Here is a 21,858-nt window from a genome sequence, read left to right as displayed (position 1 = left end):
CGTAAGGGCAGCCGCCGCTCAGCCGAACTGCACCGAGCGCTTCGCCAGACCCATCCAGAAGCCGTCGATGACGCTGCGCCCCTGGTCGAGCTCGCCCTCGGCCGCGCCGAGCGTGACGAACAGCGGGGCGAAGTGCTCGGTGCGGGGGTGGGCCAGCTTGCCCGCCGGTGACGCGTGCTCGAAGTCCAGCAGGGCGTCGACGTCCTGCGCCTGGAGCGCCCGGTGTCCCCAGTCGTCGAACTCCGACGACCAGCCGGGTGCGGCCGGGCCGGCGTGCCGCAGCGCCGCCAGGTTGTGCGTGAAGAAGCCGCTCCCGACGATGAGCACGCCCTCGTCCCGCAGCGGGGCGAGCTTGCGCCCGATGTCCATCAGCTTCTGCGGGTCGAGCGTCGGCATCGAGATCTGGAGTACGGGGATGTCTGCGGCCGGGAACATCTCGACCAGCGGCACGTACGCCCCGTGGTCGAGGCCCCGGTCGGGGATGTCCTGGACCGGGCTCCCGGCGCCGCGCAGCAGCTTGCGCACGTCGTCCGCGAGCTGCGGGGCGCCCGGGGCGGCGTACCGCACGCCGTAGTAGTGCTCCGGGAAGCCCCAGAAGTCGTACACGAGCGGCACGGTCTCGGTGGCCCCGAGGGCGAGCGGGGCCTCCTCCCAGTGCGCGGAGACCATCAGGATCGCCTTGGGGCGCGGCAGCCCCGCCGACCAGGCGGCGAGCTCTCCGGGCCAGACCGGGTCGTCGGCGAGCGGGGGCGCGCCGTGGGAGAGGTAGAGGGCGGGCATGCGTTCCGCGGTGACAGTCATGACACTCCCATTCCTCCGCCGATCAAGGTATGTGTGTTCACTACAGGTACCGGGAACGGGCAGCTGAGCGAGCACAGGGAATTCGGCGGACCGGCTCTTCGGATCCCTCTGATCCGGTCAGGACCGGATCGGATCAGGTTCTTGAAACTTCAAGTTCCAACTCTCGGAGACCTTAGCTCTATCTAGTTCAACTTTCAAGAAAAGGTCGTACAGTGGAGTACATGACCACGGCATCCCCCGGCGGGCCCCGGTGGCTCACCGACGAAGAACAGGGCGTGTGGCGCGCGTACCTCCACGCCACCACGCTCATGGAGGACCACCTCGACCGCCAGTTGCAGCGCGATGCCGGCATGCCGCACGTCTACTACGGGCTGCTCGTGCACCTCTCGCAGGCCCCCCGGCGGCGGAAGCGCATGACCGAGCTGGCCAAGGACGCGAAGATCACCCGCTCCCGTCTCTCGCACGCCGTCGCCCGGCTGGAGAAGAACGGATGGGTCCGCCGCGAGGACTGTCCCTCCGACAAGCGCGGCCAGAACGCGATCCTCACCGACGAGGGCCACGCCATGCTGGCCCGGTCCGCCCCGGGACATGTCGAAGCCGTACGCCAGGCGATGTTCGCCCGGCTCAGCCCCGAGCAGGTGCGGAGTCTCGGCGAGATCATGCGGGTCATCGCCGCCGGTCTTCAGCCGGAGGACACGGACGCGGATCTGCCCTGGCTCCGCTGAGCGGAACCAGGGCAGAGGTGGGGGCGGGCTCCCCGGAGGTCTCCGGGGAGTCCGCCGCCGGTCCGGGCGCGTGGCGCACCCGGTCCGGCGTCCTGCTCAGTGGGCGACGACCGGGATCCTGAACTCGTCCTCGACGCCGTCCGCCACGTCCCCCGAGCCGCTCGGGGCGCCGGAGCCCGGGCGGCCCGTGTTGATCAGGGCCACCGCGATCGCCGAGGCGGCGACCAGGATGCCGACCGCCCACCAGATGGCGCTCGCGAAACCGGCGACCATGGCCTGCAGCTGGAGCAGCTTCGGGTCGCTCGCGCCGGCCACGTGATCGGCGATGTACGCGGTGGTGGCACCGGCGGCGATGGTGTTGAGCAGCGCCGTACCGATGGCGCCGCCGACCTGCTGCGAGGTGTTCACCATCGCGGAGGCCACACCCGCGTCACGCGGCTCGATGCCGTGCGTGGCCAGCGACATGGCCGGCATGAACGCGGTACCCATGCCCAGGCCGAGCAGCAGCTGGCCCGGCAGGATGACGGACGCGTACGAGGTGTCGATGTCCAGCTGGGTCAGCAGCAGCATGCCGACGGCCGCGACCAGGAAGCCGGGACCCATCAGCAGCCTCGGCGGGACCCGGGTCATCAGCCGGGCACCGATCTGCGTGGAACCGGTGATCATGCCCACGATCATCGGCATGAACGCGAAGCCGGTCTTGACCGGTGTGTAGCCCTTCACGACCTGGAGGTAGTACGTCAGGAAGAGGAAGAGGCCGAACATCGCGATGATGGCCAGACCCAGCGAGAGGTAGACCCCGCCGCGGTTGCGCTCGGTCAGGACGCGCAGCGGCAGCAGCGGCGACTTCACGCGCGACTCGGTGACCACGAAGGCCAGCAGCAGCACGGCGGCCGCGACGAACATGCCGATGGTCAGGGAGTCCGACCAGCCGGCCGACTCGGCGCGGGTGAAGCCGTAGACCAGCGAGACCAGGCCCAGCGTGGACAGGACGACGCCGGGGATGTCGAGCGGCGAGCGGTTGCGGCCGCCGGCGGGCTCACGGATGACGAAGTAGGCACCCGCGGCGGCGATGATCGCGAACGGGATGTTGACGAAGAAGGTCCAGCGCCAGTTCAGGTACTCGGTCAGGAATCCGCCCAGGATCAGGCCGACCGCGCCACCGCCACCGGCGATGGCCCCGTAGATGCCGAAGGCCTTGGCGCGCTCCTTGGCGTCCGTGAACATCACGGCGAGCAGGGAGAGAGCCGCGGGCGCGAGCAGGGCGCCGAAGACACCCTGGAGGGCGCGGGAGCCGAACATCATCGCCTCGCCCTGGGCCGCGCCACCGAGCGCGGAGGCCGCGGCGAAGCCGAGCAGGCCGACGACGAAGGTGCGCTTACGGCCCCACAGGTCGGCGATGCGTCCGCCGAAGAGCAGGAGCCCGCCGAAGGCGAGGGCGTAGGCCGTGATGACCCACTGCTTGTTGCCGTCGGAGATGCCCAGGTCGGTCTGGGCCGACGGCAGGGCGATGTTCACGATGGTCGCGTCGAGCACGACCATCAGCTGGGCGAGGGCGATGAACGCCAGCGCTTTCCAGCGGCTGGGATCCGGGACGGTGCCGGCTGTTTTCGACATGGGAGTAGCCACCTAAGGACACGAGGAGTCGCGGGTTCGTCGCACGGCCGCGGTGGGACCGCGTGCGAAACCGAAAAAGGGCGGACGGTGCCGACGGCCGGACACACGAGGTCCGGGCCGGCTCTCAAGGGCTGGCGGGGCCGCCGGGGGCTGGCCGCCGAGGGCTGTGGTGTGGGTCGGTTCTCCGGTGCGCGGGCGTCAGCGCCCGCTGCGCAGGTCCTCCAAGGTCGCCGCCGATCCGGGCAGCTCGGAGCGGGCCGGGGTCTCCAGGCCGTCCAGGAAGAGCTGCAGATGACGGTGGGTGAACCGGTCTATGTCCGGGCAGGCGATGCCGGGCAGCGGCCGGGTGAGCTGGGAGAGGGCGACGAGTACGTCACCGACGGCGATGTCGGTGCGCAGCCTCCCTGCGGACATGGCACGCTCCACGAGCCCTTCGACGGCCTCTTCGAGGCGACGGCGCTCGGTGAGCAGTTCGGGGTGGTCGGTGTCGAAGCCGCCGGACAGCATCGGGCACAGGGCGCCGATCCGCTCGTCGGCCGCCGCGTGCACGAAGCGGCTGAGCGCGGCGAACGGATCGGACTCGGCCGCGACGGCCTCCTCCACCCGGTCGGTGGTGCGGGAGGTGACGGCGAGGACGACCTCATGGATCAGTGCCGCACGGTCGGGGAAGTTCCGGTAGAGCGTGGCGTTGCCGACTCCGGCCCTCCGCGCGATCTCGTCGAGCGGCACGTCCGGCCCGAACTCGACGAACATCTCGCGCGCGGCCGTGACGATCCGCTCCCGGTTGCGCAGCGCGTCGGCCCGCGGACGGGTCGTACGGCGCTGTGCGGCGCAGGTGGCGGTGTCGGCGACGGTCTCCACGGCGCTTCCCTTCCGGTGTGCGGCCGGCCCTCCGGCGAACCGGGGACCGCTTCCCCGCTTCATGGGGACACAGATGCAAACGGGGAGAGGATCCCCGGATATTTCCCACCCCTCTGTGACCTGCGTCACCACACATGTCCGGAAGAAACCCTCCATCGGCGCACCCAGCGAGCGGTCCCCCACGACCCGGCAGAGGCTGATCGCCAGAGCGCAGTCGGGGCCGGCCGGCTGCCGCGGACCGAAGGCGACGCCCTATGCAGCAGCCCCGCCACCGGATACGCGCCTACCACCGGCCCCTCGCACTCGCCGGGGCGACGGCCCTGGTCATCGCGACGATGGCCTCGGCCAGCTCCACCCTCCCCCTCGCCAGCCGCGCCTCCGCCGGGCCGGTCTCCGCCCCACGCGGAACCGGTCTCGCGCCGTGCCGAATACCCACGGCCATGGGCGTGCAGATGTCGGAGGGCATGCCGACCCCGCCCGGCTACGCGCGTTCCACCGGCCGGATCAGAGCACTCAACTTGATGATCGACTTCCCCGACGCGCAGGCGACGGAACCGGCGGCGGACCGGCTCGCGGAATTCTTCCCGCAGACCTCCGAGTGGTTCCGTACGAGCTCCTACGGGCGGCTCACCTACCTGCCCGAGACCCCCGTGAAGGACTGGCTGCGGATGCCGCTGCCGTTCTCCGAGTACGGGATCGAGCGCGGCTCACCGTACGAACCGGGCTACCGCAAGATGGTCAAGGACCTGGTGGCCGTCGCCGACCCGAAGGTCGACTTCTCGGACTACGACCTGGTCAACGTGCTGGTCACCCCGAACGCCGGGCCGTCCGCACTGGACACCGTCCTGTCGGTGACCTTCTCCGGCAACGACGACGCCCCCTTCGCCGACGGCACCCCGCTCGCCAACACGTCCTTCGTCTACAGCCGCCAGGACGACGGCTCGGGTTCGTACGCCGAAACCGGATACCGGGTCCTGCCCCACGAGAACGGCCATGTCTTCGGGCTGCCCGACCTCTACACGATGGAGGGCGGCGGCTCCGTGGGGCACTGGGACATCATGTCCGAGGACTGGGGGGCCAACAACGACTTCCTGGGCTGGCACAAGTGGAAGCTGGGCTGGCTGGACGGCGACCAGGTCAGCTGCGCCGCCATGCCCGGCACCAGCGAACACACCCTCGGGCCGCTGTCCACGGCGGGCGGCCCGAAGCTGGCCTTCGTCCCGGTGAGCGCGGAGTCCGGTTACGCCGTGGAGGTACGGACCGCCGGGGGCAACGACGAGGCGGTCTGCCGGCCCGGCGTCCTCATCTACAAGGTGAGCTCCGACGTGGACACCGGACAGGGCCCCGTCTCCGTCGAGGACAGCACCGAGGACAGCGGCGGCTGCACACGCCGGCCGAACGTCCACGCCGAGCTCTCCGACGCCCCGTTCGAGCCGGGCGAGACCTTCACCGACCGGGCCAACGGCATACGCATCTCCGTACTGGAGAAGGACGCCGACGGGAACTACCGGGTGCGGATCACCCGGCCCTGAGCCCTCAGGCGCCCGTTCCGATCGTGTCGCGCAGCTCCCGCTTGAGGATCTTGCCCGTGGCGTTCCTCGGCAGCGGTTCCCGTGTCAGCCGTACATGCGCCGGGACCTTGAACGCCGCCAGGCTCCGGCCCACATGGGCCCGCAGCTCCTCCGCCGTGACGCCGGACTCCGGGCGCACCCGGACGACCGCCGCGACCTCCTCGCCGAGCACCGGGTGCGGGACACCGAGCACCGCCGCGTCCTCGACGTCCGGGTGGTCGTGCAGGACGGCCTCGACCTCCACGCAGTACACGTTCTCGCCGCCCCGGATCACCAGGTCCTTGATCCGGTCCACGACGGCCACCCGCCCGTCCCGGACCACGGCGAGATCACCCGTACGGAACCAGCCGCCGGTGAACGCCCGGGCCGTCGCCTCCTCGTCGCGCCAGTAGCCGCGGACCAGGGACTGGCCGCGCAGCCACAGCTCGCCCGTCTCCCCGTCGGCGAGCGCCTCGCCCGCCGGCCCGGCGATCCGGACCTCGGTGACCGGCGTCGGGGTGCCGACGGAGCCCGGGTGCGCGCGGTACGCGGCGCCGAAGGCGGCCAGCACCCCGCCACTGGTCTCGGTCAGCCCGTAGCCGTTGCGCGGCTCGACGCGCTCGCCGTGCCGGGCCGTGAGCCGGGCGACCAGGTCCGGCGGGGCCGCCGCGCCACCCGTGTTCAGCCCCTTCAGGCTCTCCAGGCCGTCGCCCGCGCGGTCCGCCTCCGCGAGCAGCTGGAGCGCGGTGGCCGGGACGCCCGCGTAGTGGGTGACCGCGTGCCGGCGGATCAGCCGCAGGGCCTCGCCGGCGTCCCACTTCTCCATCAGGACGAGGGTGCCGCCCGCCGCCATCGCCGCGTACAGGCCGGTGAACGCGGCGACATGGAAGAACGGGAACGTCATCAGGGTGACCGGCGCCGGTCCCTGGCCCGGGAGGACCCCACGGCCCAGCGCCGAGGCGGCCGCCTGGTAGCGCGGGTTGAGGGCCGCTCCCGCCTGCGCGAGATGGGTGGCCACGGCACCCTTGGGCCGCCCGGTGGTGCCGGAGGTGTAGATGATCGTGGAGTCGTCCTCGGGCCTGATCTCCACCTCGGGCAGCGCGGCGTACGGGTCGGGCTCCGGCAGGTCCGCGTACCGCTCGGCCCCGGGCGGCAGCGCGTCCTCGCTCCGGAAGACGACGAGGCGCGCCCCCGCCCCACGGGCCCGGCCGGCCACCTTCGGCAGCTGCTCCCCGTCGACCAGCAGCACCGCCGGCTCGCAGTCGTCGAGGGCGTGCGCGAACTCGCCCTCGGTCCACCAGGTGTTGAGCGGTACGGCGACAAGACCGGCCAGCTGGGCCGCCCAGAACGCGATCTGCCACTCGGGGCTGTTGCGCATCGCCACGACGGCCCGCTCCCCGGGGCGCAGCCCGTACACCTCGGTGAGCCGGCGGGCCAGTGAGGAGGCGGCGGCGAAGAACTCGCCGTACGAGCAGGTCCGTTCGCCGGAGATCAGGAACGGCTGCTCGCCGAAGGCCCAGGTGGTCTCCACGAACTCCCGCAGGGTGCGCGGGCCGTGGGCGTAGACGAGCGGTCCGTGTTCCTCGCGCACCACGGCGAAGGGGGCCCCGGGGGCGGTCAGCGAGGCCTCGATACGGGCGAGGGCCGCCGGGTCGGGTGAACTGCTGGGGTCGGTGTGCGGCACGAAAGGCCTCTCCACGTGCGGGCTCGGCGGCCCGGCGACGCTATGCCCGCACCCGGCCGCCGTCAACCGGGCCGGCCGCCCGGCGGGGGCACGGGAACGGGCCGGTGGCCGCACCCCCGGAAGGGTGCGGCCTCCGGCCCGCGGCGGGAGACCGGTGCCGCCTCAGCGGAAGGCGGGCAGGCTGCGCTCCGCCCAGGCCGCGAAGGGTGCGGCCGGGCGGCCGAGGACCTTCTCGACGTCCGGGCTGACGCGCTGCTCGGCCGGGAGCGGCCGGCCGAGGATGTCCAGCGTCCCCTCGACGACACCCGCCGGCATGAACTGCGACATGTGGGCGGCGGCGGCCTCGCGGGTCAGCTCGACGAACGTCACCTTCTCGCCGAGCAGTCCGGCCAGATCGTCGGCCTGCGCGCGCGGGGTGACCGCGACCGGGCCGGTCAGCTCGTAGGTCTGCCCGGCGTGCCCGTCCTCGCGCAGGACGACTGCGGCGACCTCCGCGATGTCCGCCGGGTCGACGACCGGCAGCGCGACATCGCCGAACGGCGCGAGCACGGTGCGCTCGGCGCGCACCGACTCGGCCCACGCGAAGGCGTTGGAGGCGAAACCGCCGGCCCGCAGGACCGTCCACTCCAGGCCCGAACCGCGGACGGCCTCCTCGAACTCCCGCAGTCGGTCGTGCGAGCCCGCCTCCGGGCGGGTCGCGGTGATCTGCGAGGAGAGCAGGACGACCTTGCGCACGCCCTCCTCCTTGGCGACGCCCAGCAGGGTCTCCGCGCTCTCACCGCCGGCCAGCATCTCTCCGGCCAGCAGGATGAACAGCGCGTCGGCGCCCTTCAGCACACCGCGGAGGCTCTCCGCCTCCCCCAGGTCGGCCTGCGCGTGGTGGGCGCCCTCGGGCAGCTCGACGGGGAGCGGGCGCCGCGAGACGGCGGCGACCTTCTCGCCCTGGGCGGTGAGGGCGGCGACCAGCGTGCGGCCCACGTTTCCGGTGGATCCGGTGACAACAATCATGAGACAGCTCCTCGGTAAGGGACGTAAGGGGTGGACAACCGCTGTCGGGGACGCCGCCGCGACGGCCGCACGGTGTTTCTCTCCGTGACATCGTCGACGCTAGCATCCTCAACATAGTAGGTACCTAGAGGAAAGTGGCTTTCGTTTCGGGGGGCTGGGGGGCCGCCTCCCGGAGCACCGCCGTGGGCGGCGGCGAGCTCCTGCCCGAGGCGCGCCAGACGGGCGCGGGCCTCGGGCGGTTCGAGCACCTCGACGTCGGCCCCGGCACCCGCCAGCTGCGCCACCAGGATCTCGACGGACGGACCGTCCGCCTCGATCTCGCACCGCCCGTCGGGGCGTAATTCCCCCGTACGGAGCCGGTCGCCCAGCAGCTCACGCAGCCCCGGGACCGCGGCGGGCCCGGCGGCGGCGCGCACGGTGGTGGCGCGCAGCCGGCGCTCGGCCTCGGCCGCGAGCTCCTGCCAGGCCTCGGCCAGATCGAAGCCCTCCGGCCGCCGGGCGGGCTCACCCGTGACGGTGACCGAGGTGACCCGGGTGTGCAGGAAGGAGCGCAGACCCTCCCCGTCGGCGGCGACGGTGTACCAGCGGCCCGCCTTGCAGACCAGGCCGAGCGGGTCGACGGTCCACTCCTGGCGCGGGGCGCCCTCGTCCGCGTAACCGACGGTGATGCGCACCCGGTCCAGGACCGCCTGCTCCAGGGCGTGGTGGTGGGGCCCGCCCGCGGCGCGCACCGCCGCGCGGGACCAGTCCAGGCCGTCGACGACCAGCGCCTTGGACGCCGCCTCGGCATGGGTCCGCATCGGGGCGGGCACCGCCTGCACCAGCTTGCGCAGGGCGGCGCGGAGCTCGGGCGACGCGGACAGAGGGCCGGCCGCCAGGAACAGCGCGCCGATCTCACGCTGGGTGAATCCGGTGAGGTCGGTACGGGCGCCGCCCACCAGGCTCCATCCCCCGCCGCGCCCGCGCTGCGAGTAGACGGGGACACCGGCGGCGGAAAGCGCCTCCAGATCCCGGCGGGCCGTGCGCTCGGAGATCTCCAGCTCCTCCGCCACCTGACGGACGGTCACCCGGCCGCGCGCCTGGAGGAAGAGCAGGGTCGCCACCAGACGGTCTGCCTTCATTTTGTCCAGCTCTTTCTAATAGGCCATGAGGTGACCTGTTTTATAGGGAAGATGAAGTTATGACTGATACCTCGCAGGCTTCCGGCGCTTCCGCCACCCGTCCGCCCGCCGACCCCCGCGGCGGCCTCTTCAAGGCCGTCGAGCTGGCCACCGGCGTGCTCGCCGCCATCCGCCCCGACCAGTACGACCAGGGCACTCCCTGTCCCGAGTACTCGGTCCGCGACCTCGCCAACCACCTGGTCTCGGTGCTGCGGCGCCTCACCGTGCTCGGCAGCGGCGGCTCCTTCATGAGCGTCCCGAACCTCGCCCCCGACGTCGCCGACGGCGCGTGGGCCGAGGCCTGGACCGGCGCGGCCAAGGAGTTCGACACCGTGTGGTCCGACCCGGCGGTCCTGGGCCGGCAGATCGCCCTGCCGTGGGGCCCGGTCCCCGGTGCGGTCGCCTCGGTCATCTACACCAACGAGTTCGTGCTGCACACCTGGGACATCGCCAAGGCCACGGGCCAGAGCCCGCAGTGGGACCCGGAGGTGCTCGCCGCGCCGCTGGCGGTGATGCAGCGCGCCGTGCCCGCCGAACCGCGGGGTGGACAGGTCCCGTTCGGACCGGTGGTCGAGGTGCACGAGGACGCTCCCGACATCGACAAGCTGGTGGGCTGGTACGGCCGCCGTCCCTGACGCGCCGGGGAGGAGGGGCCGCCGTCCGGTGACGGCGGCCCCTTCCCGTTCCGGGGCGTCCGGGGTCAGCCGGCCGATCCGATCCCCTGGGCGAAGGAGAAGAACCGGTGGCGGTCGTACGTCGTCTTGACCGTGGCCAGCCGGGCGTAGTTCTCGGCGTAGTACGACCGCTTCCAGTCCTTCAGGGACGGGTCCATCCAGTTCTGGTAGGTCTCGCCGTTGGACAGCGGGTCGATCACCGCGAACCCGTTGTCCACCCAGCGGCCGGCGACGGCCCTGGCCTCGGCGGTGTTCTGCTGCGGATCGTTGATCAGGGCCCGGTAGTTCACCGAGAACAGCGAGTCGCGGTGCACGTACGCCGTGTCCGTGCGGGCCGGGTCGTTGGCCGCGCCGCCGAAGAAGTGCAGGTCGAGGTAGCGGGCCTGGCCCGCCGCCCGGTCGGCGTCGAAGGCCGTCATCACGTCGGCCCAGCCACTGCCGGTGTACGGCGCGCCGGCCAGCCTGGTCCGCTCCAGACCGAACTCGGGGCGGGTCAGGACCCCGGTGGGGGTCTTCTCCGAGCGCTGGCACTGGTCCTGGCTGAGGGTGCCGCAGCCGAAGACCATCATCATCAGCTGCTGGTACGTCAGGACGGCTTCCTGGCGGTCCACGGCCGGACCGGTCAGGGAGAGCAGCCGGGCCGTCTCCGAGGCCAGTTCGGTCGGCGTGCCGCGCGAGGCCAGCATGATGTTGACGTTCGGCACCGAGCCGGGTGCGGCGTCCGGCTGCACGACGTATCCGCCGCCGCCGATGGTGCGGGGCGCGTCCACCAGCCAACGGGAGGCGGCGTCCAGGACGTCCGCCGCGCGGTCGTACGGGAAGATGAGGTTGGCCATGGCTATCTGGTCGCCGACGTGCGGGGTGACCGTGAAGCGGGTGACGACGCCGAAGTTGCCGCCGCCCCCTCCCCGTATCGCCCAGAACAGGTCGCTGTACCGGGTCGGTGAGGCGGTCACCACCCGGCCGTCGGCCAGGACCACCTCGGCCGAGGTGAGGGCGTCGCAGGCCATGCCCGTGGACCGGGTCAGGAAGCCGAAGCCGCCGCCCTGAAGGAATCCGCCGCTCGCGACGGTCGGGCAGCCGCCCTCGCTGACCACGAGCCCGTGCGGGGCGAGCGCGCCGAGGATGTCCACGTTCCTGGCGCCGGGGCCGACGCTGACCGACCCGTTGCCGACGGTGATCGCGTTGAGCCTGGACACGTCGATGACCAGGCCCGGCGTCGTCGAGTAGCCGCCATAGCTGTGGCCGCCGCTGCGCACGGCGGTGGGCAGGCAGTTGTCCTGGGCGAACCGGAGCGCGACGGAGACGTCGGCCGAACCGGCGCAGTAGGCGACGGCCTTGGGCGCCACCGCGTCGAACTGCGCGAGTTCCAGCTGCCTGGCCACGCCGTAGGAGGCGTCGGTGGGCAGCACCAGCGTGCCCCGGAGGTTGCGGGCGAGCTGGGCCCAGGGGGCCGTGCCGCCCCCGGTGCTCGCGGCGACGGACGTGCTGGGCAGGGCGGCCAGGCCGGCGACCGCCGTGCCCGCACCGAGAAGTGCTCTGCGAGTGATCACGGGTGTCCCATGGGTCGAGGTGGGCTGAGAAGAGGTGAGACGTGGGAGGGGCCGGGGTGCCCGCGCGACGCGGACACCCCGGGAGCCGGCAGGGCCGGCGTCACGTACGGAGGGAGACGGTCAGGAGACCTTGCGGCCGCGTATGCCCTGCTTGACGACGCCCTTGAGCATGGAGCGCCCGAGATCGCGCATCTCCTTGGGGCCCGAGGTGCTCGCCCACCACATGAACTTCATCATCGTGGGGGTGGTGGCGCGGAAGAACCGGTGGTCCTCGGGGCCCTTCCAGCCGAACGGCGTGTTGACCGACTCGCAGTCGCGGATCGCCTCGAAGACGATGTCGGCCGCCTTGTCCCCGTCGATCTCCCCGGCCTCGTACCGTTCGCAGGTCTCGGCCGTGATGTCGAAGAGGTGCTTGAAGGCGTGGCTGTCCGGCCACCACAGCCCGGTGTAGGGGGACTTCTCCATCTCCTTGAAGTGGCGGTCGTCGCCGTCGAGTTCGAAGCTCTGGCGCGCCTGGATCTGCCGCATGGTGGCCGGGGTGGTGAAGCAGGCCCAGACCCGGAAGACCGCGTTCCAGAGACGGAAGTGGCTGAAGGCGATGTAGGAGCTGTTGACGATCTTGTCGTTGTAGTCCAGCAGCCCCTGCTCCAGCCGCTCCACGTACTCGAAGCGCTCCGCCGTGAAGTCGTCCTCGCGCAGCGCGTCCAGGACCCGCCAGGCGAGGGCGTCGACCACCTCGAACGTGTTGGAGAGCCCGCGCGAGAAGAGCGGGTCGATGAAGCCCGCGGCGTGCGACATCAGGCACCAGCGGTCGCCGACGGTCTGCTTGGAGGAGTACTGGATCCGGTCGGTGGAGACCCACTCGCGCACCCGCTTGGCACCGTCGAACTGGCGCTTCACGGCCGGGTACATGTCGAGGTAGTGGTTGAACTCCTCGTCCGGTGTCATGTCCTTCGGCTTGGGGTACAGCCGCTCGTCGAAGGTGAGGCCGACGCTGCAGACCGGGTTCTTGGAGTCCTTGTAGTTGTCGAACGGGATGATCCAGAACCAGCCGCGCTCGATCAGGTGGTGCAGCGTGCCGCCGTGGAAGGGCGAGTCGGCCGGCGGGCGCAGCGCGTCGGGGTAGTTGCACACGTCGTCGTACGGCTTGACGCCCACGTAGTGGGTGAACAGCGACCGGGCGTGGTGCTTGTGCCGGGGCGGGTTGTCGCGCAGGGCGAACTTCTCGGCGAGCGGCGAGCGGAAACCGCTGGCGTCGATGAGGTACTTGGCCCGGAAGACCTCACCGTTGGCGCCGGTGACCGTGACGCCGTCGTCGTCGAAGTCCAGGTCGGTGGCGCGCCAGTTCTGGCGCAGCGTGCAGCCGTACTTCGCGGCGACGTTGAGGTAGTACGAGTCGGTGTCCTGCCGGTAGAGGTGGATGGCCTCCGTCAGCATCTTGGGGATCACGAACATGTTGGCCTCGCGCGGGTCCGGCTCGCGGTTCTTCCGGTGCGAGACGAAGCCGAAGCTCTGCTTGCGGCCGTGGTGCGGACCCATGTGCTCGGTGATCGCCTTCACGTCGAGCATGTGCTTGATCTCCGGCACGTCGTACCGTGCCGCGAGTATGTGCAGCCACTCGACGAGCTGCGGGTTCTGCGACTCACCGATGGAGAACCGCGGGTGCTGGCCCGCGTCGATGAGAGCGACGTTCGCCCCCTGCCGGGCCAGGATGGCGCCCGTGATGGAGCCCGCGAGGCCCGATCCCAGGATCAGGACGTCGCACTCGTTCCGTTCGCCGGCCCCGGGGGCCTCTTTCGCTGCCTGAGCCTTGACTGCCTGATCCTTGGTGGACAAGACCGCACTCCTTCTTCTTCGTCGTTACGGGGGCGCTCGCGTGGCGCCGGGCAGATGGGGTCAGGCAGCGGGCTGGGGCACGCCGAACCAGGTGGTCAGGGCATCTTCGAGACCGTCGGGGGCGCCGTCGGTGCTCACCCAGGCCACATAGCCGTCGGGGCGGACCAGCAGGCTCGCGGCCGGTGCGTCGGCGTCGGCGCGGGTCGCGGTGACGAGGTCGACGCGGTCCGCCCAGCCGGCGGCGGCGGCGCGCAGCTCGGCGCTGTCGTGCAGGTCGAGCAGGACCGGGCGCCCCTGGTGGAGCAGCGCGTACGTGGTGGTTTTCTCGTCGCCGGTGATCAGCTCCTGGTCGGGCAGGCGGCGGCCGAGCAGCGGGTGGTCGCCGGGGGCGGCGCCGTAGGTGATGTCCAGACCGGTGACCAGGCCGACGAGGTGGCGCTGGACCTCCTCGATCTTCACGAGGTCGGCGAAGATGGCGCGCAGCGGCTGCATCTCGGGCCCGCCGAGGTAGAGGGAGCGCTGGACCAGCGTGTTGGCGACGATCATGGCGCCGACCGGGTGCCGTTCGGCGTGGTAGGTGTCGAGCAGGCTGTCGGGGGCCTGGCCCTTGACCACCGCGGCGAGCTTCCAGCCCAGGTTGACCACGTCGCCGACGGCGGCGCTGATGCCCTGGGCGCCGATGGGCAGGTGGATGTGGGCGGCGTCGCCCGCGAGGAAGACCCGGCCCTTGCGGTACTCGGCGGCGTGCCGGCTCGCGTCGGTGAAGTAGCTGGTCCACAGCGGCGTCGCGCCGGTGATGTCCTCGCCGGTCACCCGCTGGAAGGACTCGGCCACCTCCTGGAAGGTGGGCGGCTCCTGGGTCGGGCGGACACCGGCGCCGCGCTCGAAGACCACGACCCGGGTGGCCTGCGGGCCGAGGGGGAGGACCACGACCATGCCGGCCTCGCCGACCTCACCGGTCGGGCGGATCCGCAGCGGTACGCCGGTCACGTCGGCCATCTTCATCTCGATGGTGGCGTTGGTGCCGGGGAAGTCGATGCCGGCCAGGCGCCGGACGGTGGAGCGGGCGCCGTCGCAGCCCACCAGGTAGGAGGCGCGCAGGAGTTCGGAGCCGTCGGGGCCCTCGGCCTCGACCTCGATGCCGTCCGCGGACTCGGTCATGCCCACGACCTGGTGGCCGCGGCGTATCTCGGCACCCAGGCCCACGGCCCAGGTGTGGAGGATGGCCTCGGTGCGGGACTGCGGGACGCCCCGTACGCCGAAGTTGCCGCCCTCGATGATGCGGTAGTCGATGGGGAGGCCGCCGAAGTGGCCCCCGGGAATGGTGTCCAGCTCGCCGAATTCCTCGAGGAGGCCGCGCTGCCCGAATTCCTCGATGGTGCGGGCGGAGAATCCCAGGGCGCGGGACTGCTGCATGGGCTTGGTGAGCTGGTCGAGCACGATGACGGAAAGCCCCGAAAGGCGGAGCTCGCCGGCGAGCATGAGTCCTGCGGGACCCGCTCCGGCAACAATCACATCGGCATTCAAGTCGTCCATCTTCCCTCTCCCGCTGGTGTTTTCTTCAGTATTCCGACGGGACGGGGGAAGCTGAACGGTCTCCGGTACAGGGCTCTGACAAGTTCGTCAGATCTCCGGTATGTGTGTCAGCCGGTGCTCCGGAGCTGCCCCGGGAAGACACGGGAGGGTGCCGGAAGCTGCGCTTCCGGCACCCTCGCGGTTCTGCGTGTCCTCGCCGGGTCAGCCGCCGAGCACCCGGTCGACCCGGATCTCGATGACGGCCAGCCCCGGCGGCCGGGGCGGCGGCGACCAGAACCGCTTGGTGTAGAGGCGTACGCCCTCCGCGACACGGGCCGGTTCGGTGGAGACCGTCGCCGTGCCCTCCAGCGTGATCCAGTGCCAGCCGGCCATCTGGCAGACCGACACCCGGCTGCCCGGCCGGGCCAGCACGTTCCTGGCCTTGCGCCGCGTCACCGCGGTCATGACCCGGGCCAGACCCGTGTCCTTGTCCCAGGTGAAGCGGACCGGCGCCGTGTGCGGGCTGCCGTCGGGACGGAGGGTGGTGAAGGTGCACAGGTGGTTCTCTGTCAGGAACGCCTGCGCCTCGGCGGACAGTACGGGCGTCGGTGTCTGTGTCGGTGCCATGGGATGTTCCGTTCCTCAGGCGACCGGGGCGCCGGTGGGCAGGTCCTTGGCCCTGGTCAGCGGCAGCAGCACCAGGGTGACCAGGAGTCCGGCCGCCGCGAATCCGGCGCTGATGAGGAAGGCGTCGTGGAAGACCGTGGTGCGGGCCTGGTCGACCAGCTCGGGGACGCCCTTGCTCTGTGCCTCCAGCTCGTCGATCCGGCGGAAGGCGTAGGTGGCGGCGACGGCGAGGCCGAGGGCGCCGCCGATCTCCTGGGAGGTGTTGATGAGGCCGGCGGCCAGACCCGACTCGTGCTCCTCGGAGCCGGCGAAGGCGGAGATCTGGAGCGGCACGAAGGAGGCGCCCAGGCCGAGGCCGCAGATGATGAACGCGGGCAGCAGGTCGACGAGGTAGGCCGCGTCGGACGGGGCCCTCCACAGCAGGAGCATGCCGGTGCCGACCAGCGTCAGACCGGTCATCAGGACCGGCTTGGCGGCGACCTTGGTGACGACCTGGGAGGCGATGCCCGCGCCGACCGCGGTGGTCAGGGCGAGGGGGACGTACGCGAGACCGGTGGTGATGGCCGAGTAGTCGAGCACCTGCTGCATGAAGAGGCTGGCGAAGAAGAACAGGCTGACGCAGGTGCCCAGGAGCAGGATCGCGATGATGTTGGCGGCACGCAGGGACGGGCGGCGGAATACACGGAGCGGCATCAGCGGGGCGGCCGCGCGGCGCTCGATGAGCAGGAAGCCGATCAGCAGCAGGGCGGAGAGGGCGAACCCGCCGTAGATACGGGCCATCGGGACGTCGGAGTCGTCGACGGTCTGGCCGAGGGTGAAGATCAGCAGGATCAGGCCGGCGGTGAGGACGACGGCGCCGGCGACGTCGAAGCTGCGGGTGCGCTCGGCGGAGCGGCTCTCACCGACGATCATCGGGGCGACGAGCGCGCCGACGAGACCGATCGGCACGTTGATGAAGAAGATCCAGCGCCAGCCCGGCCCGTCGGTGAGCAGACCGCCCAGGGTGACACCGGCGACGGCGGCGACCCCGCTGAGCGCGCCCCACACACCGAGCGCCTTGTTCCGCGCCGGGCCCTCCTCGAAGTTGTTCGTCAGCAGGCTGAGTGCGGCGGTGGCCATGAAGGCGGCGGCCAGACCCTGCCCGGCGCGTGCGCCGATCAGCATCGCGGAGTTCTGCGCCAGGCCCGCGAGCAGCGAGGACACGGCGAAGAGGACGAGGCCGGTCTGGAGCATCCGGCGGCGGCCGAGGGTGTCGGCGAGCCGGCCGGTCAGCAGCAGGAAACCGCCGAGGAGCATGCCGTACGTGGTGACGACGTACTGCAGGGCCGTCTGGGAGATGTGGAGCTCGTCCTCGATGGTGGGCAGCGCCACGTTCACGATCGACACGTCGAGGAACGTCATGAAGCCGGCCAGGCAGAGGAAGGCCAGGATGAGGCCGGGGCGGTGGGCGGGCCCGCCGTCCGGCTTCGCTGCGGATGTGCTCGCTGCGGATGAGCTCGGGGACTCTTGGACTGACATGACAACTCCTACGGGAACGCGGAACGGATGAGGGGACGGGACGGGGAGAGCGGATGAAGCCGGTGGACCGGGTGGAGCCGGTGGGTCCCGGGTGGCGCCCGGAGCCGGTGGAGCCGGGGCGGAGCCCGGTGGCGCGGGGAGAACGGCATGGCTGACTGTCGGTGACGACGGCGGTGCTCTGTGACGTCTTCCAGGAAGCTAGCATCCTGGGTAAAGTAGGTACCTAGAGGAAAGTGACTACCTGGAGGGTTCGCATGACCACCAGCAGCACCGCCATGGCAGGCGTCGGGGGTGCCCCCGCACACGGCGCGACCTCGGCGCAGGCGTGCCCGATCGCCCCGGTGCTCGACATCGTCTTCAGCCGGTGGACGACGCCGATCCTGTGGACGCTCCACACCTTCGGCCGCCAGCGCTTCGTCGTCCTGCAGCGCAACATCGGCACCATCACGCCGAAGGTGCTCACCCAGCGCCTGCGGCAGATGGAGCGGGACGGGCTCGTGGTGCGCACCTATCACCCCGAGGTACCCCCCAGGGTGGAGTACGAGATCAGTGAGCTCGGCAGCAGCCTGGCGCCGCTCTTCGCCCACCTCGCCGACTGGTCCGCCGACCATCTGCCGCGCGTCGAGCAGGCACGGCAGGAGTTCGACGTCGCGGAGGAGGCGGCCGCCGGCCGCGGTCGCTGAGCGGGCGTTCCGGCGGCGGACGGCCGCGCCCGGGGCGTCAGCTCGCCCGCGCGGCTGCCGCATCGCCGTCCAGCTCACGCATGGTTCCCTGGAAGAAGATCAGCGGATCCTCCTGGGCGGCCGGTGCCCCGAGTTCGACGACCTCGCCGAGCAGGATGGCGTGGTCGCCACCGTCGTACTCGGTGATCAGACGGCAGTCCAGGAAGGCGAGCGCCTCGCTGAGGACCGGCAGTCCGGCATCCGAGCGGTGGTGGACCACCTCGTCCATCCGCGCGGAGGCGCGGCCGGCGAACGCCCAGGCCACGCTCTGCTGGTGCTGGGTCAGGAAGTTGACCACGAAGCCGCCCGACTCCTGGACCACCGGCAGCAGCCTGGAGGAGCGGTGCAGGCAGATGAGCACCAGCGGCGGCTCCAGCGAGACCGAGGTGAAGGAGTTCACCGTGGTGCCGGAGGCGTCCTGCCCCGCGCCGGAGGTGATGACCGTGACACCGGTGGCGAAGTTCCCGCACACGTCGCGCAGGGCGCGCCCGTCGACCGGGGCCGGTTTCTTGGTGGTTGCTGACTGAACAGGAATCACGACATGCCCTTTCTCAGGTGCGTGGGGTGATGAGGTGCGCGGCGTCCTCCGGCGCACGCTGCTTCCCGGGTACGTCCGGATCCGTGCCGTGCCCGACGGGGACGGGAGGGACCGTGGGACGGGACAGCAGCGGGCCCACCATCGCGGTGGTGACCAGCGCCATGATCACGAGCATGGTGAACATGCGCCCGTCCAGGACGCCGAGGCTGACGGCCGCGTTGAGGATGATGAGTTCGGTCAGGCCCCTGGTGTTCATGAGGAGGCCGAGGTCCATGGAGTCCCGCCAGGTGAAACCGGCCAGCCGGGCCGGCACGATGGCGCCGATCAGCTTGCCCGCGCAGGCCACCCCGATGATCAGGGCGAGCCCGATGCAGTCCGAGCCGGTCAGCGCGCCGAGGTCCACGCCGAGGCCGGTGACGATGAAGAAGACCGGAAGCAGGACGGTGCTCACGTTGCTCATCGGCTTGCGCAGGTGCTCGGTCAGCACCCGGGCGGGCTCGCGCGGCATCACGAAGCCGAAGAGGAACGCCCCGAAGATCGCGTGGATGCCGATCCAGGTGGTCAGCACCGCCGATCCGAGCGCACCGGCGCTCAGCACCGCCAGCAGCATCGGCCAGCGCTCCGCCGCCGCCCAGCGCCACACCAGGCGCGCCGCCAGCGGCCGTACGACCAGGAACATCAGCGCGACGTAACCGACGCTGAGCAGGGCGATCCGCCCCAGCTGGGTGTAGTCGCCGTCCGAGCTGACGAGGGCGGAGACGTACGCCAGCAGGCACCAGGCGAGCAGGTCGTCGACGGCGGCGCTGGCCAGCGAGAGGGAGCCGATACGGGTCCCCAGGAGCCGGTTCTCGGTGAGGACGCGGGCCAGCACCGGGAAGGCGGTCACCGACATGGCCGTGCCGAGGAAGGTGGCGAAGGCGACGAAGGAGATCTCCTTGCCGGCCACGGTCGCGTGTTCGTCGTACAGCACGGGCGCGAGCGCGACACCCAGGCCGAACGACAGGACGATGGACGACATGGAGACGCCGGCCGCGAGCCCCGCGTGCGGCCGGACCAGGCGCTTCTCGAACTCCCAGCCGACCACGAACATGAAGAGGACCAGCCCGACCTGGGCGACCGCCGACAGCAGCGGGCGCACCTCGGCGGGGAAGAGGCGCTCGGACAGGTCGCCGGGCAGCAGCCCCAGGGCGCTGGGCCCCAGCAGGATGCCCGCGGTGATCTCACCGACCACCACGGGCTGACGGAACCGCTGGGCGAGCCGGCCGAGCAGGGCGCCCGCCACCAGCACCACGCCGATCCCGAGCAGCAGCATCGCGAGGGTGGACTCCTTGACCCCGCCGGCCGCCAGGGCGTTCACCGGGACTCCTGGGGCGCGGGCGGGGCGCCCTCGGTCCACAGGACCCGGAAGGACAGCGCCGAGAGCCGCCAGCCCTCACCGGTCAGCCGGGCCTCGCCGGTCGCCAGCGTGCCGGCGGTGAACAGCGGCCGGCCTCCGGTGCCGGGGTGGTGCACATGCGTCGAGACGAGGTTGGCGCGCAGCACCGCGCGCCCCTCCTCCTCGAGGTCCACCACTGCGGCGGAGCCCAGGTGCTGGGTGGCGGCGAAGGCCGCGAGCGAATCGCGGTGGTAGGCGGCGAGCCCTTCGAGGCCCTTGTGGCCGCTCATGGGGAACTCGACCCGGGCGTCACGGGTGAACAGCGCCGCGGCCCACGCGTCGTCCAGTTCCTCGTCGTCGAGACCGATGAGATACCGGTCAAGCAGCGTACGTATGTCGGCTATTGCCTGGCCTGGATGCATTACCCGAGCATGGCCGCCATTCCAATGGCGGGCCAAGGCCGCTTTTCAGAGACCTGACGAATATGCGGAAGATCTTACGCGCGCACCGGAAACTTGACAGAACCACGCCGAATCATGACGGGTGAGGCCTTTCCCGCTTCACTTTTCCGCTGCCAGGCTGTGACGGGAACACCCGGCCCGAGTGTTTATGGCCGTTCGCACACCCCTTTCCTCGAATGGAAGAGAAGAGAATGCCGAAGATTGCAGCCGACGGTCAGCATCTGACTGTTCTCAACCTGTTCTCGACCGACGCCCCGGAGAAGCAGGTGAAGCTCCTCGCCGCGATGCGGGAGATCGTCGATTCCGCCGCCTACGAGGGCTGGATCTCCAGCACCGTCCACGCGGGCGAGGACAAGCCGGGCACCGCCAACTTCATCCAGTGGAACAGCGCCGAGGACCTCGAAGCCCGCTACGCCGGCGAGGAGTTCAAGCACCGCACGCTGCCGCTGTTCGGCGAGATCACCACCTCGATCCGGCTGCTGCAGAACGAGATCGCCTTCACCTGGTCCAAGCCGGGCCTGGACGGCACCGAGATCTCCCCGGACCGCGACGACTACACCGCCATCGAGCTGTTCGGTGTCGCCGAGGAGGAGCAGGAGGACCTCGTCGACGCGCTGGGCACCTCGCAGGAGTGGCTCCAGGACGTGCCGGGCTACCGCACCCACACCGTGCTGCGCGGCCTGCGCGCCCGTGGCGTCGAGGGCAAGTTCGTCGTCTCCTACTCGCAGTGGGACAGCAAGGAGGCGTACGACGCCTTCCGCGGCACGCCGGAGGCGGACCGCGCCCCGGAGCGCCAGAAGGTCGACGCCCGCGTCGCCGCCCTGGCGACCTGGCAGGACTCCAACACCTACCGCGTCGTCCACACCCGCGCCGCGGGCGAGTGACGGCCGGCCCGGCCGGGCTCCCGGCCGGGCACGCGTGGTCGGACGTACACCTCGGGCGGTCCCGGACGGGACCACCCGCACTGCCGCTGCCGGGCACCGACCGGCAGCGGCAGTCCCGGTTCCCGGCCCGCCGGGTCACCGGGCTGACAGCGTTCTTCCCCTCGCGGGCGAATCGGGCACCGGGCTCCCCCGGGGCGGCCGTGCCGTCGTCACGTGCCAACTCGCCGACGGCCGCCGCCCCATGGGCCGGCCCGGCACCCGTACTCCCCGCGCCCTTCACGGACGAGGAGTCCGCACATGAATGAATCGGGCGTGCGCCGCACGGCGCACGAGATCACCGTGGCCGTTCCGGCCGCCACGGTCCACCGGCTGATAGCCGACGTGGAGAACTGGCCGAGGACGTTCCCCGCGACCGTCCATGTCGCCCACGACGAGGCACCGGAGGGCGAGCAGCTGCTGCGCATCTGGGAGGCCGGGGACGGACCGCTGCGGTCCCGGCGGCTGCGCCGCATCGTCCAGGACGCCGAACTCCGCGTCAATTTCCAGCGGTTGCACGTCGAGGCGCCGCTGGCCTCGCTGGGCGGCGCCTGGGTCGTCGAACCACTCGGGGAGGACACCGCGCGGGTCCGGCTGCTGCACGAGTTCCAGGTGTCCGGGGACGAGGCCGCCCTGGACGCGGCCGGCGAGGAGGTCGCGAACAGCGCCACGGCCGAGTTGGCGGCGTTGAAGGAGAACGTGGAGCGGGTCCA

General features: G+C 71.4%; 20 protein-coding genes. 6 read left to right on the top strand and 14 right to left on the bottom strand.

The annotated features are described in order from the left end of the window. Positions 1-18: 18 nt before the first annotated feature. Entirely contained in the window at positions 19-801 is a 783-nt protein-coding gene (locus JKV81_RS09905) for a dioxygenase family protein (protein WP_129263988.1), read from the bottom strand. Positions 802-1,013: 212 nt separating this feature from the next. Here JKV81_RS09905 and JKV81_RS09900 point away from each other — a divergent pair, with 212 nt between their 5' ends. Beyond that, positions 1,014-1,526 (top strand): MarR family winged helix-turn-helix transcriptional regulator, encoded by a 513-nt coding sequence (locus JKV81_RS09900; RefSeq protein ID WP_187281929.1) that lies wholly within the window; start codon positions 1,014-1,016, stop codon positions 1,524-1,526. A 96-nt stretch (positions 1,527-1,622) separates the two neighbouring features. On the opposite strand, the gene JKV81_RS09895 is transcribed toward JKV81_RS09900, so the two are convergent. Together JKV81_RS09895 and JKV81_RS09890 are read right to left on the bottom strand one after the other, a co-directional pair. Next, positions 1,623-3,143 carry an MFS transporter gene (locus JKV81_RS09895; RefSeq protein ID WP_129263990.1) on the bottom strand — a complete coding sequence of 507 codons (1,521 nt, stop codon included), beginning with the start codon at positions 3,141-3,143 and terminating at the stop codon, positions 1,623-1,625. Between the two features lie 198 nt (positions 3,144-3,341). Further along, entirely contained in the window at positions 3,342-4,004 is a 663-nt protein-coding gene (locus JKV81_RS09890) for a TetR/AcrR family transcriptional regulator (RefSeq protein ID WP_124277429.1), read from the bottom strand. A gap of 254 nt (positions 4,005-4,258) precedes the next feature. On the opposite strand from JKV81_RS09890, the gene JKV81_RS09885 reads away from it, so the two are divergent. Next, positions 4,259-5,536 carry a M6 family metalloprotease domain-containing protein gene (locus tag JKV81_RS09885; protein WP_129263992.1) on the top strand — a complete coding sequence of 426 codons (1,278 nt, stop codon included), beginning with the start codon at positions 4,259-4,261 and terminating at the stop codon, positions 5,534-5,536. A 4-nt stretch (positions 5,537-5,540) separates the two neighbouring features. Here JKV81_RS09885 and JKV81_RS09880 read toward each other — a convergent pair whose 3' ends face one another. From JKV81_RS09880 to JKV81_RS09870, 3 genes are all read right to left on the bottom strand, one after another. Further along, the gene (locus JKV81_RS09880) at positions 5,541-7,238 is read right to left on the bottom strand and encodes a class I adenylate-forming enzyme family protein (protein WP_202075421.1); all 1,698 of its coding nucleotides are present in this window, start codon (positions 7,236-7,238) and stop codon (positions 5,541-5,543) included. A gap of 162 nt (positions 7,239-7,400) precedes the next feature. Then, positions 7,401-8,246 carry an NAD(P)H-binding protein gene (locus JKV81_RS09875; protein ID WP_202075420.1) on the bottom strand — a complete coding sequence of 282 codons (846 nt, stop codon included), beginning with the start codon at positions 8,244-8,246 and terminating at the stop codon, positions 7,401-7,403. Continuing rightward, complete coding sequence (locus tag JKV81_RS09870; protein ID WP_129263998.1) at positions 8,243-9,367, bottom strand: helix-turn-helix transcriptional regulator; 1,125 nt, start codon at positions 9,365-9,367, stop codon at positions 8,243-8,245. The genes JKV81_RS09875 and JKV81_RS09870 overlap by 4 nt, the downstream gene beginning before the upstream one ends. A 59-nt stretch (positions 9,368-9,426) precedes the next feature. Here JKV81_RS09870 and JKV81_RS09865 point away from each other — a divergent pair, with 59 nt between their 5' ends. Beyond that, positions 9,427-10,041, top strand: coding sequence for a TIGR03086 family metal-binding protein (locus tag JKV81_RS09865; protein WP_202075419.1), 615 nt, complete (start codon positions 9,427-9,429; stop codon positions 10,039-10,041). 65 nt (positions 10,042-10,106) lie between these two features. On the opposite strand, the gene JKV81_RS09860 is transcribed toward JKV81_RS09865, so the two are convergent. The 5 genes from JKV81_RS09860 to JKV81_RS09840 form a co-directional block, all read right to left on the bottom strand. Continuing rightward, a complete protein-coding gene (locus JKV81_RS09860; RefSeq protein ID WP_202075418.1) occupies positions 10,107-11,633 on the bottom strand; it encodes an FAD-binding oxidoreductase in 1,527 nt (508 codons plus the stop codon). A 120-nt stretch (positions 11,634-11,753) separates the two neighbouring features. Continuing rightward, the gene (locus JKV81_RS09855) at positions 11,754-13,469 is read right to left on the bottom strand and encodes an NAD(P)/FAD-dependent oxidoreductase (RefSeq protein ID WP_129264004.1); all 1,716 of its coding nucleotides are present in this window, start codon (positions 13,467-13,469) and stop codon (positions 11,754-11,756) included. Between the two features lie 60 nt (positions 13,470-13,529). After that, positions 13,530-15,005: an FAD-dependent monooxygenase gene (locus JKV81_RS09850; RefSeq protein ID WP_129264006.1), complete on the bottom strand. Its 1,476-nt coding sequence runs from the start codon at positions 15,003-15,005 to the stop codon at positions 13,530-13,532. A 201-nt stretch (positions 15,006-15,206) separates the two neighbouring features. Further along, positions 15,207-15,611, bottom strand: a complete 405-nt coding sequence (locus tag JKV81_RS09845; protein ID WP_099177405.1) for a pyridoxamine 5'-phosphate oxidase family protein — start codon at positions 15,609-15,611, stop codon at positions 15,207-15,209. A gap of 15 nt (positions 15,612-15,626) precedes the next feature. Continuing rightward, entirely contained in the window at positions 15,627-17,129 is a 1,503-nt protein-coding gene (locus JKV81_RS09840) for an MFS transporter (RefSeq protein ID WP_124277438.1), read from the bottom strand. A 275-nt stretch (positions 17,130-17,404) separates the two neighbouring features. On the opposite strand from JKV81_RS09840, the gene JKV81_RS09835 reads away from it, so the two are divergent. After that, a complete protein-coding gene (locus JKV81_RS09835; RefSeq protein WP_202075431.1) occupies positions 17,405-17,812 on the top strand; it encodes a winged helix-turn-helix transcriptional regulator in 408 nt (135 codons plus the stop codon). Positions 17,813-17,849: 37 nt separating this feature from the next. On the opposite strand, the gene JKV81_RS09830 is transcribed toward JKV81_RS09835, so the two are convergent. The 3 genes from JKV81_RS09830 to JKV81_RS09820 are packed head-to-tail and all read right to left on the bottom strand — an operon-like array spanning position 17,850 to position 20,186. After that, positions 17,850-18,389 carry a flavin reductase family protein gene (locus JKV81_RS09830; protein WP_241748467.1) on the bottom strand — a complete coding sequence of 180 codons (540 nt, stop codon included), beginning with the start codon at positions 18,387-18,389 and terminating at the stop codon, positions 17,850-17,852. Between the two features lie 13 nt (positions 18,390-18,402). Further along, complete coding sequence (locus JKV81_RS09825; RefSeq protein WP_129264008.1) at positions 18,403-19,746, bottom strand: cation:proton antiporter domain-containing protein; 1,344 nt, start codon at positions 19,744-19,746, stop codon at positions 18,403-18,405. Next, positions 19,743-20,186 carry a nuclear transport factor 2 family protein gene (locus tag JKV81_RS09820; RefSeq protein WP_129264010.1) on the bottom strand — a complete coding sequence of 148 codons (444 nt, stop codon included), beginning with the start codon at positions 20,184-20,186 and terminating at the stop codon, positions 19,743-19,745. The genes JKV81_RS09825 and JKV81_RS09820 overlap by 4 nt, the downstream gene beginning before the upstream one ends. Before the next feature lie 230 nt (positions 20,187-20,416). On the opposite strand from JKV81_RS09820, the gene JKV81_RS09815 reads away from it, so the two are divergent. Together JKV81_RS09815 and JKV81_RS09810 are read left to right on the top strand one after the other, a co-directional pair. After that, positions 20,417-21,109, top strand: a complete 693-nt coding sequence (locus JKV81_RS09815) for an antibiotic biosynthesis monooxygenase family protein (protein WP_129264012.1) — start codon at positions 20,417-20,419, stop codon at positions 21,107-21,109. Positions 21,110-21,406: 297 nt separating this feature from the next. Then, the coding region (locus JKV81_RS09810; RefSeq protein WP_202075417.1) for an aromatase/cyclase at positions 21,407-21,858 on the top strand (452 nt) is incomplete at its 3' end.

Origin of the sequence: Streptomyces silvae, assembly GCF_016745505.1 — a bacterium.
Lineage (GTDB): Bacteria > Actinomycetota > Actinomycetes > Streptomycetales > Streptomycetaceae > Streptomyces > Streptomyces silvae.
This window is presented reverse-complemented; position numbering and strand designations above follow the sequence as displayed.